This window comes from Kordia sp. (assembly GCF_050633145.1).
Lineage (GTDB): Bacteria > Bacteroidota > Bacteroidia > Flavobacteriales > Flavobacteriaceae > Kordia.
In genome coordinates this window covers 114,994-128,835 of record NZ_JBOEFY010000015.1, presented here as the reverse complement: position 1 = coordinate 128,835, position 13,842 = coordinate 114,994, and the positions used below count along the sequence as shown (strand labels likewise).

The 13,842-nt window shown below is 33.8% G+C and carries 8 protein-coding genes; 3 read left to right on the top strand and 5 right to left on the bottom strand.

Annotated features, from left to right (window positions below):
* The 4 genes from pheT to ACRBBL_RS07870 form a co-directional block, all read right to left on the bottom strand.
* Positions 1–2,433: a phenylalanine--tRNA ligase subunit beta gene (gene pheT, locus ACRBBL_RS07885; RefSeq protein WP_431368484.1), complete on the bottom strand. Its 2,433-nt coding sequence runs from the start codon at positions 2,431–2,433 to the stop codon at positions 1–3.
* Between the two features lie 259 nt (positions 2,434–2,692).
* A complete protein-coding gene (locus tag ACRBBL_RS07880; protein WP_431368483.1) occupies positions 2,693–3,472 on the bottom strand; it encodes a hypothetical protein in 780 nt (259 codons plus the stop codon).
* Between the two features lie 132 nt (positions 3,473–3,604).
* Positions 3,605–4,330: a LytR/AlgR family response regulator transcription factor gene (locus ACRBBL_RS07875; RefSeq protein WP_431368482.1), complete on the bottom strand. Its 726-nt coding sequence runs from the start codon at positions 4,328–4,330 to the stop codon at positions 3,605–3,607.
* A gap of 47 nt (positions 4,331–4,377) precedes the next feature.
* Positions 4,378–5,433 carry a sensor histidine kinase gene (locus ACRBBL_RS07870; protein ID WP_431368481.1) on the bottom strand — a complete coding sequence of 352 codons (1,056 nt, stop codon included), beginning with the start codon at positions 5,431–5,433 and terminating at the stop codon, positions 4,378–4,380.
* Between the two features lie 236 nt (positions 5,434–5,669).
* On the opposite strand from ACRBBL_RS07870, the gene ACRBBL_RS07865 reads away from it, so the two are divergent.
* Positions 5,670–8,084: a TonB-dependent receptor domain-containing protein gene (locus ACRBBL_RS07865; protein ID WP_431368480.1), complete on the top strand. Its 2,415-nt coding sequence runs from the start codon at positions 5,670–5,672 to the stop codon at positions 8,082–8,084.
* Between the two features lie 247 nt (positions 8,085–8,331).
* Here the strand turns inward: ACRBBL_RS07865 and ACRBBL_RS07860 are convergent, their stop codons facing one another.
* Entirely contained in the window at positions 8,332–8,703 is a 372-nt protein-coding gene (locus ACRBBL_RS07860; RefSeq protein WP_431368479.1) for a DUF2200 domain-containing protein, read from the bottom strand.
* A 128-nt stretch (positions 8,704–8,831) separates the two neighbouring features.
* On the opposite strand from ACRBBL_RS07860, the gene ACRBBL_RS07855 reads away from it, so the two are divergent.
* Both ACRBBL_RS07855 and ACRBBL_RS07850 read left to right on the top strand, forming a co-directional pair.
* Positions 8,832–10,052 (top strand): TlpA family protein disulfide reductase, encoded by a 1,221-nt coding sequence (locus ACRBBL_RS07855; protein ID WP_431368593.1) that lies wholly within the window; start codon positions 8,832–8,834, stop codon positions 10,050–10,052.
* A gap of 334 nt (positions 10,053–10,386) precedes the next feature.
* Positions 10,387–13,752 (top strand): endonuclease, encoded by a 3,366-nt coding sequence (locus ACRBBL_RS07850; protein ID WP_431368478.1) that lies wholly within the window; start codon positions 10,387–10,389, stop codon positions 13,750–13,752.
* Positions 13,753–13,842: the final 90 nt, after the last annotated feature.

The following is a 13,842-nucleotide window of genomic DNA, read 5'->3' as shown; positions in this document are numbered from 1 at the left end:
TTACCTCAATTCAGCACCAAGTTGCTTTTCAAAGCTCTGCTGTAATTTATTCATGATTTTATCAATCTGCTTGTCTGTTAAGGTTTTGTGTTCGTCTTGAAGTGTAAAACTCACTGCGTAACTTTTCTTCCCTTGTGGTAAATTATCACCTTCATATACATCAAACAAATTCACTTCTTTCAACAAATTGCGTTCACTTTGTTTCGCAATGTTATGAATTTCTGCAAACGTTGTTTTTTCATCAATTAACAATGCAAAATCTCTACGAACTTTTGGAAACTTCGGAATGTCCTTAAACTTGATCTTTCTGTTTTTTACAACTTCAATTACGTTATCCCAATTGAAATCAGCATACATCACTTGTTGTTTAATATCGAACGACTTGGCAACTTTACGTTTTACAATTCCAAATTCAACCAATTTCGTTTTTCCTAAACTCAAGGTAATTCCTTCAGACAATAAATCGTTCTTCACAGGAGAAACTTTTAAAGAGTTAATTCCTAAACGAGATAAAATAGTCATTACAATTCCTTTTGCATAGAAAAATTCTGTAGCTACAGGCTTCTCTTGTGTCCAAGTTTCTGCATTTGCGTTTCCTGTAATAAACACAGATAAATGTTTGTGTTCTTCACGATTTCCTTCGCTATATGCGTGATATGTTTTTCCGAATTCGAATAATTTTAAATCACTCTGTCTACGGTTAATGTTGTGTGAAATTGCTTCCAATCCTGAGAATAACAATGATTGACGCATTACAGACAAATCATTACTCAACGGATTCAACATCGTAATATTATGTTCCGCTTGTAATTGCTCAGAAAGTTCAATGTATGAAGCGTTGGTCAATGAGTTTGACATAATTTCGTAAAACCCTTGTGAAACCAATTGTGTACCAACTACATTCTGCAACTTATAATCTTCAAAACGTGACGTATTAGAAATTGAGGTATGCCACTTTTCATCAAATTTGATGTTGTTGTAACCATACACACGCAAAATTTCTTCAATCACATCAGCTTCACGCTGTACATCAACTCTAAACGCAGGAATTGTTAATCCCAATCCGCCATCTGTTACAGAGTTAATTTTAATATCTAAAGAAGATAAAATATTTTTAATCGTTTCTCTAGGCAATTCTTCTCCGATCAACTTTGTGATATTGTCAAAAGAAACACGTACCTGGAAATCTTCAATTTTTGTTGGATAGCTATCAGAAACATCACTTGTAATTTCACCACCAGCCAATTCTTGAATTAACAAAGCAGCTCTTTTTAAAGCATATTCTGTGATATTTGGATCAATTCCACGTTCAAAACGGAAAGAAGCATCTGTATTTAATCCGTGACGTTTTGCCGTTTTACGAACAGAAACAGGATTGAAATAAGCACTTTCTAAGAAAATATTTGTGGTATTCTCAGTCACACCCGATTTTATTCCTCCAAAAACACCCGCAATACACAATGGCTTTTCAGCATCACAAATCATTAAATCGTCTTCGTGTAATTCACGTTCTACTTCGTCTAAAGTGGTAAACTTTGTACCAGCTTCTAAAGTTTTTACAATGATTTTATTTCCAGAAACATAATTCGCGTCAAACGCGTGTAATGGTTGTCCTAATTCGTGCAATACATAATTAGTAACATCAACTACATTATTTTTTGGTGCTAAACCAATGGCTTTCAAACGATGTTGTAACCATTCTGGTGAAGGTTTTACCTGAATTCCAGAAATTGTCACTCCACAATAACGTGGTGCTAGGGTTTTATCTTCCACATCTACATCAACTTTTAAAGTTCTATTATCAACTCTAAAGCTACTTGTAGAAGGTGTAATTAATTCTAATTTGATATCTTTTTGAAGTAAACCAGCTTTTAAATCTCTAGCAACTCCGTGGTGACTCATCGCGTCTGCTCTGTTTGGTGTTAGACCGATTTCGAACACCATATCATTTTCAATGTCAAATACTTCGCTTGCAGCTGTTCCAGGAATTAATTCTTCATCTAAAATCATAATTCCATCATGACCTTCTCCTAGACCAAGTTCATCTTCGGCACAGATCATTCCATTAGAAACTTCTCCACGAATTTTCCCTTTTTTGATCTTAAATCCTTTTCCTTCGGCATCATATAAAGTCGTTCCAACCGTAGCTACAGGTACTTTTTGTCCTGCGGAAACATTTGGCGCACCACACACAATTTGTATCGGTTCACCAGTTCCTAAATCGACAGTAGTTACTTTTAAGCGATCTGCATTTGGGTGTTGTACACAAGTGAGCACGTGTCCAATAACAATGCCTTCTAATCCTCCTTGTACAGATTCGTATTTTTCGATGCCTTCAACCTCTAAACCTAAATCAGTTAAGAGTTCGCCCGTTTTCTCAGCATCCCAGTCAAGTTGAATAAATTGCTTTACCCAATTGTATGATATTTTCATTCGTATTAGTATTGAATAGTCCGCAAAGATAAGATAATGCGGTTAGTTGACAAATAAGTTTGTATCTGATTTTAGATCGCTGCGCTTTTATATATTAGACTGCTAACGCTGTTAGATTTTAGACTCGATTTGTTATTGGAATTTATTCTGTTTTTTTAAAAACATCTGTTCCGCAATCAATACATAAACCCTCTCCTTTAGTGAGTGTTAATAAGCTATTTGCTTTCATTGAAATTGTATAAATATTTAATATATAAGTTTAATCATCATCACTAATATTTTCATCTATATCTAGAGACAATATCCATTTAGCATAGCTTGATAATTCATCGTCTTTGGATTTACTTAGTTCAATAATTCGTTTTTTAAGTTCCTTGTCAAACCATTTTTGGTTAAACCCTTTTATCTTGTATCTGACCAGTATCATTTGGTCAAGAGCTTTTAATTGACGATTCGTATTAGTACTAAAAATTGCATTTTTTAGCTCTATAAGAGGCGTCCAACCATTTTTATTCTTTTTCCACCAATCTTTTACTTTTCGAATACTGCCATTAAGTTTTTTTAATTCACTTTTTTTAAAATTTACTTTGTGTTTACCTGTTTCAGCATATGTAGCATAGTTTTTTATGTGTAATTCCATTAATTCTTTTTCACTAATAACATTGTGTAGAAAACCAAAATCCTGAAACGTTAGACTTTCTAAAACCCAACCTGCTCGAATTGCAATCCAATCTATATCATAATTTACAATAGGACCGTGTCCATAAAATTCTTCAGCTCCGGGATAAATGAGATCTATTGTGTTTTTTAATTTGTTATAGGCTTTAGGAGAATTTAGTAGATCAATAAGATAAGGAATTGAAGATTCGCCTAGATTTAATAAACTGTCTTTTGAATGGCTTACTTTTCTCCATTCTTCTGAAACAAAATCCGAGATTAAGTTTTTAATTTTTAATTCCTCTTTTGATATGGTTTTGTTTTGGCTGTAACTATTTAAAGTAATTAATAGTGTTATAAAAAATAATATTAGTTTTTTCATATTCTTTAACTTATTACAACAAAAACGAGAAAATCGACACTCTAGTATCTAAATATACAGCGATTTAACAGCTTTATGCTGAGCTTGTCGAAGCAAAGCGATCTAACTTCTAACAGCGAAGCGATCTAAAATCTATAAAATTAATTCCTTAATCTTATTCGCATAGCTACGACTCACTTTCAATTTTTCGTTGTTTTTCAGAATTAAAATATAGCTTTTTCCATATTTTGAAACTTCTCGTATGGCAGTCAAACTCACAATAATGCTACGATGAATGCGCATGAATTGTTTGGGATTGAGTTTTTCTTCCAATTGTGAAATTCCACGATTACTTAAATAGCCTTCGCTAGCATCGTAAATTTTAGAATAACTTCCATACGCTTCTATATAGGAGATATCTTCTGTAGCAAGTGTGACGTATTTTGTGCCTTTTTCAACAATAATTCGGTCGGGAAACGAATCTTTAGACAGAATATGTTCGTTTACTAAAGGTACAATCTGACTTGGCGAATTGTCTTTTAGCTTGCTAATCGCTTTGTTAAAACGCTCTTTTGTATACGGTTTCAACAAATAATCAACTGCATGCACTTCAAAGGCTTTCAAAGCATATTTATCATAAGCTGTACTAAAAATAATAGTTGGTAATTCATTTAAGTGTTCCAATACATCAAAACCTGTCAATCCAGGCATTTGAATGTCCATAAACACTAAATCTGGTTGAAACTTATTGATGATTTTAATTGCATCTACACCATTATTAGCTTCCCCAACAAGGATTAACTCTTTGTGGTCTTCTAAATATTCTTTGATGAGTGTTCTTCCTGATTTCTCATCGTCTACAATGACAACCTTTTTCATGTGCTAATACATATTGTTTTTAAAAAATGCTTGTTTCATCTGTTTGGTTATAATTCAAAATATACTTTAAGTCCAGAAGGAATATTATCAGAGAATTGCAAGCTAGAATCATACATTTTTTGCAAACGCTTTTGTGTGTTACTAATACCAACACCTACGTTAAAGATACGTTCTTTGTCTTCTACACCAACGCCAGTATCATTAATTTCAAAGATCAATTTTTCATGCTGTTCTTTAATGATGATGTTTATTTTTCCACCTTTTACTAAAGGAGAAATTCCATGTTTTACAGAGTTTTCCACTAAAGGTTGGAGCAGCATTGGTGGAATTTTTCGCGAAAGCAACCCATCAGCAACTTCGATATTAATTTGAAGTCGATCTTCAAATCTACGCTTTTCTAATTTCAGGTATTTATTTACAAAATCGAGCTCTTCTTCTAATGTGACAAAATCTTCTCGACTGGCTTTTAATTGGTAACGGAATAAATCGGAAAGTTCGGCAATCATTTCACGCGTATCTTCCATTTCTTTTGGAACACTAGCATTAATTGTGTTAAATACATTATATAAAAAATGTGGATTCAATTGTGCTTTTATGGCGCTCAATTCACTTTTTAATGCTGTATTTTTCAATTCAATTTCATATTGAACCTTTCGCTGATTAATTACATAGTATTCATACGCATGAAATAATGAAAACTGTATCAAATAAATTAGCATCGGAATATAAATATCCCAAACTTCACCAGAGCCTGTTAAATGAGTATATCCTAGCGTTTCACATACATAATGAAACACTTTCCATGCAAACACTATAAATAATGGTAACCCTAACAGATGTAGTAGTAATCGCTTTGGCAATTTCCAATGCTTACAAAATTTGAATACCACCATCCAAATAATGGAAGTAACAATAAACATAATTACATATTGTAATCCAGCGTGATCAAACCATTTATCAAGACTGAAGAAATCTGTGGCTTTTCTATATTCCAGCGGTGTATTAAATAAGATTGCTAAATGGTATGCCATAGACAATAAAAAATACAAACCTGTAAACACAAGAACTTCTATCGTTTTTATACCGAAAATACGTTTATTCATCTTAGTTCTCTTTTATAAAGCGATTGCTAGCAAACATTGCTATAGCGAATATACTTTTTATTAATAAGTTCTTTCAAAAGTATAGTTCTTAGCCAATATTTAAAATAAATTTTAACGAGTCGCCTTATACATAGATGAATGGTCCTTGGGCAACTCGTAGGTCATTTGGGACAATTCGTTACTTTTACATTGTGTTGTGTAAATAGCTGCTGCATATTTGTTGAAAATTATAACTGATGAAAACTACAAGCATTGTCCTAACTTTTTTAGTACTATTTTTCTTTTCTGTATCAACCTTTGGTCAGACAAAAGAAAAAACACAATTAAAAGGAAAGATTGTTTCTGAAACGAACGAATCTTTTCCGTTTGTAAATGTATTACTGAATGCTCCTGATGGAAGTTTAGTAAAAGCCACTATTTCTGATATTGATGGAAATTTCAACATTAAAAATGTACAACAAGGAACGTATTTATTGAAGTTTTCTTCTGTTGGTTATCAAACTGTTTCGAAGGAAATTAACACTGTAAGTTCAGAAATGAATGTAGGAACGATTCAAATGAAAGCTTCTTCGGAATCATTGGATGCAGTCACTATTGTTGCCGAGAAACCTATTATTCAGGTTGAACCTGATAAAACCGTTTTTAATGTGGCAAATACTGTGGGAAGCGCAGGAAACAATGGACTTGAGATTTTACGAAAAGCGCCTGGTGTACGATTAGATAACGATAATAATGTAATTGTAGAAAGAAAAACGGGCGTTCTGGTATATATTGATGGTCGTCAAAGTTTTTTAGCAGGAGACGATCTCACGGCCTATTTACAATCGCTTCAAGCAGATACAATTGAAAGTATCGAAATCATAACACAACCATCATCTAAATATGATGCAGCTGGAAATGCAGGAATCATCAATATAAAACTGAAAAGAGAAAAAGGTTTGGGAACACGAGGAAGCGTTTCAAGTACTGTAACTGTTGGAGATTATCTACGTACAAACAATTCTGTAACAGTAAACAGTCGATTTAAAAAATGGAACTTTTTTGGAACCTATTCCAACTTCTTAGGACGTTCAACAAGTTTTATAAATTTATATAGAACGCAGGGCGATAAAATTTTTGACTCACAAGCAGATTCAGAAAATCAATCGTTTTCAAATAACTTTCGAACTGGAGCTGATTATTATGTATCTAAAGAAAGTGTATTAGGAACTGTGCTAACATTGAACTTTCGCGAAGCAGAATCAACCTCAAATAATATCACACCAATTATAGACAGAAATACAAGTGTGACCGATAGTATTTTACGCGCGCCAAATAGTTCTGAAAATAATAGTTTCAACTTAAATGCCAACGTAAATTATCGCTATAAAGATACTTTAGGAACGAGTTTTAGTGCCGATTTGGACTATGGTAGATATAGTCGCGATCGATTCAACAATCAACCAAACTTTTACACAACACCAACAGGAGAAGTATTGAACGCGAATATTACATTTCAAGAAACACCAATTGACATCAATATTTATGCAGCAAAAGCAGATTACGGACAAAAATTAGGCAAAGGAACATTTGAAGCAGGAGCAAAGGCTTCAAAAGTAGTTACCGACAATACGTTTAACTTTTTTGATGTCCTTAATGGAGTTAATAATTTGAATGTTGATCGAAGCAATCAATTCGAATATGATGAGAAAATATATGCTGTCTATTCAAAGTATAATTTTGCTGTAAACAATTGGAAATTTCAAGCAGGATTACGAGTTGAACGAACAGACTCACAAGGAAAATTGACAGCAGAAAACACTGCACAAAATCAAGTTGTATCTAGAACGTATACTGACTATTTTCCGTCTGCGGGAATCTCATATCAAGCCAATCCAATCAATTCATTTGCGTTGAGTTATAGCCGACGTATTCAACGCCCAAACTATCAAATTTTAAATCCTTTCGAGTTTCAATTGGACGAATTAAGCTTTACTCGTGGAAATCCATTTTTGCAACCGCAATACACAGACAATTTTAAACTATCGCACACGTATAAATATACCTTGACAACGAGCATAAGTTATTCGTATATCTCAGACTTTTTTGCACAAGTAACAGAAGCAGTTGGAGAAAACAGAAACTTCTTAAGTACACGAAATGTGGCAGACCAAGAAGTCTATAATTTGAGTGTTTCGTATCCGTTTAGAATAAATGATTGGTGGCGCGCCTATGCAAATGTATACGGTTCGTATAGTAAGTATACAGCAACAAACCCTGCTTTTATCTCCATAGATCAAGAAACCTTTGGGTTTTACGCACAAAACACATTTTCATTACCCAAAGATGTCAAATTAGAAGTAAGTGGTTGGTATAGCAGTCCATCAATTTGGGGCGGAACATACGAAACAAGTAGTTTAGGTTCGTTAAATATTGCGGTACAAAAATCATGGGGAAATTGGACAGGGAAAATTACAGTTAATGATGCATTATATACGATTCCGTGGCAAGGAATGACACAATTCGGGAATTTGCAAATAGACGGTAATGGTGGAAGTGACAGTCGTAATATAAACTTTTATGTTCGTTATGCGTTTGGAAACAGTGACGTAAAAAAGGCACAAAAGCGTGATGGAAGTTTAGAAGATGAAAAAGAGAGAATAGGGAATTAGTCCAGAGCGCTATGCTTTTAGATTTTCTATTTTGAATGCTAAATTCTAAATGTTGAATTTTAAATTGATTCTCTCTGCATTTTCACAACGTCAGATCGAATCAAGCTTTAATTCGTCATTGCGAACAAAGTGAAGCAATCTGTTTCTAAGAGCATTCCTGTGTATTTAGAAATAGATTGCCACAAGTTTTTTCAAAACTTTCGCAAAGACGCTACAAATTAACAGGAAACAGATCAACAGAAAAAAATCAAGCTTTCTCCACTCTTAAAATCTTCTCCATTTTTCTACCTCTTGCAATTTCATCAATCAATTTATCCAAATAGCGGGCTTTTCGTGTCAATTCATTATCAATTTCTTCAATGCGATAGCCACAAATCACACCTTTAATGAGATGTGCGTTTGGATGCAAAGTAGCTTCTTCAAAAAAGGTTTCAAAAGTAACTTTACGATCAATCAATTCTTGTATTTTTTTATCATCAAAACCAGTGAGCCAAGTAATAACTTCATGCAATTCTGCTACAGTTCTTCCTTTTTTTTCCACTTTAGTGACATAATGTGGATATACAGAAAAAAACTTCATTTCAGCGACTCTTTTGTTATGTTCTGGAGTAACTTTCATATGGAATAATTTTATCTTAAAACTAATCGAATTCTATCTCAAAACAAAATCATCTTTCTTTTTATTGTAATTTGCTTGATGATTATACGTACCAATCATTCAACTATATATTCTAAAAAATGAAAAACATTCAAAAGTTCTATATATTATTAATTGGATTCACCTTGGTTTCTTGTGGGCAGAAAGAGACGAAAAAAGAAGTCTATAGTTTAAAAGATGGTTCTTGGCGCGTAGCTTTGAAAGTGCAGGATGCAAAAGAATTGCCGTTTATCTTTACAACTACAAATAAAGGAATTGAAATTCATAATGCAGAAGAGCGTATTTCGGTAGATGATATTACTATCAAAGACGATTCAATCACGATAAAAATGGACGTATATGAAGGTGTTTTAAAAGGAAAATTTACAGATGCAAATACTATTAAAGGTGAATTTGTAAAAGTTTCATTAGACAGATATGTTCCGTTTACAGCTACTTTTGGTGAAACAACACGTTTTTCAAATACTAAAGGAGAAGCAAAAGCAACAATTACAGGAAACTGGGAAACTGTCTTTAGTCCAGATGTTGAAGCAGATCGATATATAGCCAAAGGAATCTTCAAGCAAAACGGAAACACAGTTACAGGAACTTTTAGAACAACTACAGGAGATTATCGCTATTTAGAAGGAACACTGAACGGTGACCAATTGCAACTTTCTACATTTGACGGCGCACATGCATTTTTATTCACAGCAACGGTTACAGATAGTACAATGACAGGTGAATTTCAATCTGGAAATCATTGGAAAGAACCATTTACAGCCAAACGTAATGAAACTTACGAATTACCAGATGCTAAAGGATTGACATACATTAAAGAAGGTTATGACGAATTCAATTTTTCATTTCCAGATAGTAGCGGAAAAATGATTTCTTTATCAGATGAAAGTTTAAAAGGAACAGTACGAATCGTTCAAATAATGGGAACTTGGTGTCCAAACTGTTTAGATGAATCTAAATACTATTCTAACTACGCAAAGAACAATCCGGATGTAAAATTTGTAGCCTTAGCTTTCGAATATGCTAAGACAGAAGAAAAAGCATTCAACAGTATCAAACGATTGCAAAAACGGTTACAGATTCCGTATCCAATCTTGTTGGCACAATTTGGAACATCCGACAAGAAAAAAGCCCAAGAAAAATTACCAATGTTGAATCATGTATTATCCTATCCGACGAGTATTTTTATAGATAAAAAGGGAAAAGTCCGACGCATCCATACAGGTTTTAATGGACCTGCTACGGGCGACAAATATATTGCTTTCAAAAAAGACTTTGAAAATTTTGTTTCAATGCTTCAAAACGAATAAAAAGTACGGTTTAAAAGCTTGATTAGTAAGGTGTAAACGTAAAATTGCTATTTTAAGTAAAAAGCCAACAATTTGTTAACATAAAATTGTGATTGTAATTGTTAAAACAGAGTATTTTTAGTGTGTAGAATAAGAAACTATGCGAACGATTTTTTTACCAGCAATAACGAAAAATAAGAATTATTTTTATCAAATAACTTATAGATAAAACGTCTTACTTCCTTTTGGAATTAAGGCGTTTTTTCATATTTATGTAACCAGTAAATATATTTTCTGAGCTAAAAAAAGTTGAAGAGTAGTTTCAAAACTAATAAACTCAACCAAAATAACACTCATGAAAAAACTTTTACTCTGGCTATTTTTAGCCGTAAGCATCACTGCGTATGCTCAAATCCCATCGTATTACAACGATGTAAATTTATCCCAATCGGGAACGAATTTAAAAGATGACCTCGCTACTAAAATTATTAGCACACACACTACATTTTTATCATATACTCCAGGTGTTTGGAATGCCTTAGAACAATCTGATTTAGACCCAACAGATAATTCTCAAGTATTATTGATTTATGGATATAATGATTCTGATGGAGTATTTTTAACCGATCGCTCTAGAGGGAAAACTACACATGGAGGATCTACAGGTGACTGGAATAGAGAACACGTATATCCCAAATCACTCGGAACGCCTAATTTAGGAACTTCCGGCCCAGGTTCGGATGCACATAGTTTGCGACCATGCGATTCTCAAATGAATTCTACAAGAAACAATAGAAAATTTGCTTCTGGAAGTGGAAATGCTGGGATAACTCCACAAGGAGATTTTTACCCTGGTGATGAATGGAAAGGCGATGTAGCACGAATGATGATGTATATGTATTTACGTTATGGAAGTCAATGTTTGCCTACAAATGTTGGTGTTGGTAATTCAATGGTGTCAGATGCAAATATGATCGATTTATTTATACAATGGAATGTTGATGATCCGGTTTCTGCTTTTGAAGAACAACGTAATAATGTGTTGGTAGGCATTCAAGGAAATAGAAATCCATTTGTTGACAATCCTGCGTTTGCAACTCAAATTTGGGGCGGACCACAAGCTGAGGATAAATTCAATTTAGGAAATGATACAGAAGCACCTTCTATACCACAGAGTTTGGTAGCTTCTAATACAACAACTACTGCAACAATCCTTAATTGGGCTGCTGCTTCAGACAATGTAGCTGTAACTTCTTATGAAGTATTTAGAAATGGAGCGCTTATCGGAAGCACACCCAATACTACATATACGGCTAGTGGACTTTCAAGCAATACTACATATACATTTACTGTAAGAGCTAAAGATGCTGCTGGAAATACATCAAGTTCAAGTACTGGAATTGCAGTTACTACAACTATGGCTGGCGCTACTACAGAATTATTTTTCTCTGAATATGTAGAAGGATCATCGTACAACAAAGCTTTAGAGGTTGCTAATTTTACAGGAAGTTCTATCAATTTATCTAGTTATACTATTAAGAAACAAACAAATGGCGCAGGAAGTTGGTCTACAGGATATGCGCTTAGCGGAACTTTAACCAATGGAAGTGTATATGTATTAGGGCATAGTTCTGCAGATGCAGGAATAACTTCTCAAGCAACAGCGACAACTACAAATTCTGTGATATCGTTTAATGGAAATGATGCAGTTGGATTGTTTAAAAATGATGTATTAATAGATGTTATTGGAACGTTTGGATCGAGCGCAAATTTTGGTCAAGATGTAACTTTGCGTAGAAAAGCAGATATTACCAACCCAAATACGACCTATACAACTTCTGAGTGGGATACATATGCAAGCAATACATTTTCTGACTTAGGAACACATACTGTGAATGGTGGAACGACTCCAGATACAGAAGCTCCTTCAGTTCCAACAAATATAATTGCTTCTAATATTACAGAAACTGGAACCACTTTAAATTGGAATGCAGCAACAGATAATGTAGCAGTAACCGCTTATGAAATCTATAGGAATGGAACATTATTAGGAAGTACTGCATCTACAACATATACTATTTCTGGACTTACAGTTGCAACTAGTTACACATTTACTGTAAGAGCAAAAGATGCAGCAGGAAATACATCAGCTTCTAGTGCTGGAACAAATGTTACTACAGTAGATGTAACAGCACCATTAGTACCGACTAGTGTAGTTGCATCAAATGAAACACAAACTACAATAGATTTAAGCTGGACAGCAGCTACAGACAATGTAGCTGTTACAAGCTATGAAGTATATAATTCAGGAACATTAGTTACAACAACTGCTTCTACATCGTACCAAGTCACAGGACTTATAGCCGATACATCGTATGCATTTACTGTGAGAGCAAAAGATGCAGCAGGAAATACATCAGCAAATAGTGCAACAACAAATGCGAGTACATTAGCGCCTGTATCAAGTCAGAACGATTTATTCTTTTCAGAATATGTGGAAGGTTCGTCATATAACAAAGCTGTAGAGATTGCGAATACAACAGGAAACACAGTTGATTTATCAGTATATACGATTAAAAAACAAACTAACGGAGCAGGAAGTTGGTCTGCAGGATATGCATTAACAGGAAACTTATCAAACGGAAATGTATATGTTATTGGTCATAGTTCTGCAGATACAGGAGTTACATCTAGAGCAGATGTAACTACTACAAACTCTATGATTACATTTAATGGAAATGATGCCGTTGGATTATTTAAAAACAATGTTTTAATAGATATTATCGGAACATTTAATAGTGCAACTACTTTTGGAAGTGATGTTACGTTACGTAGAAAAACATCGGTTACAGGACCAAATACTGTGTATACTATTGCTGAATGGGATGAGTTTGCGTCAAATACATTTGATGGTTTAGGAAACCATAACGGATCAAGTAGTTCGGGAGGAACAGTTGTATTGCATGAAGGTTTCTTTGAATCTGGCTTAGACGGTTGGGTTGATGGAGGAGGAGATTGCTATCGTTATACAGGTAGTAGATCATACGAAGGGAATTATTCTATCAGAATTAGAGACAACTCAAGTACGGCATCTTCAATGACTCTAAACAATGTTGATGTAAGTCCTTATGATACGGTAGAAGTTGAATTCCATTTTTATGCGTATAGTATGGAAACAGGAGAAGATTTCTGGTTACGTTATAATGACGGTTCAGGATGGAACACTGTAAAAGCGTATGTAAGCGGAACTGATTTCCAGAATAATGGATTCTATACATCTACAGTTACTTTAGACAAAACTGCTTATAATTTTGTAAATACTGCAAGTTTTAGATTCCAATGTGATGCTTCTGCAAATGCGGATCAAATTTATATTGATCAGGTAAGTATCAAAGGAATTACCAATGGAGGATCTGCTAGACAAGCAATTGTGAGTTCTAGAGAAAATACAAAAACTGAATTCCTATACGAATTAAGCGAAAATGAAGTTTCAGAAGAAGATTTTACGGTATATCCAAATCCAACAGTAAATGAATTGGAAGTTCGCATCTTAGTTGAAGAAAATACTTCGTATCAAATTCATTCTATGTTAGGTCAAGTTGTAAAAGTTGGAACATTGAACAACAAAACTATCAATGTAAGCAACTTAAAAGCTGGAATGTACATTTTACAAATAAATGATGGTGATGAAATTTTAACGAAGAAATTTGTGAAAAGATAAATCATCAACCTAAATAATAAATACCAAAAAGCCTTTCCAATTGCGAAAGGCTTTTTTTGATTTCGAAATTTTCAGACGATTATAAGTGTA

Coding starts and splice junctions, on each gene's coding strand:
- pheT (WP_431368484.1), bottom strand. CDS start 2,433: ATGAAAATATCATACAATTGGGTAAAGCAATTTATTCAACTTGACTGG.
- ACRBBL_RS07880 (WP_431368483.1), bottom strand. CDS start 3,472: ATGAAAAAACTAATATTATTTTTTATAACACTATTAATTACTTTAAAT.
- ACRBBL_RS07875 (WP_431368482.1), bottom strand. CDS start 4,330: ATGAAAAAGGTTGTCATTGTAGACGATGAGAAATCAGGAAGAACACTC.
- ACRBBL_RS07870 (WP_431368481.1), bottom strand. CDS start 5,433: ATGAATAAACGTATTTTCGGTATAAAAACGATAGAAGTTCTTGTGTTT.
- ACRBBL_RS07865 (WP_431368480.1), top strand. CDS start 5,670: ATGAAAACTACAAGCATTGTCCTAACTTTTTTAGTACTATTTTTCTTT.
- ACRBBL_RS07860 (WP_431368479.1), bottom strand. CDS start 8,703: ATGAAAGTTACTCCAGAACATAACAAAAGAGTCGCTGAAATGAAGTTT.
- ACRBBL_RS07850 (WP_431368478.1), top strand. CDS start 10,387: ATGAAAAAACTTTTACTCTGGCTATTTTTAGCCGTAAGCATCACTGCG.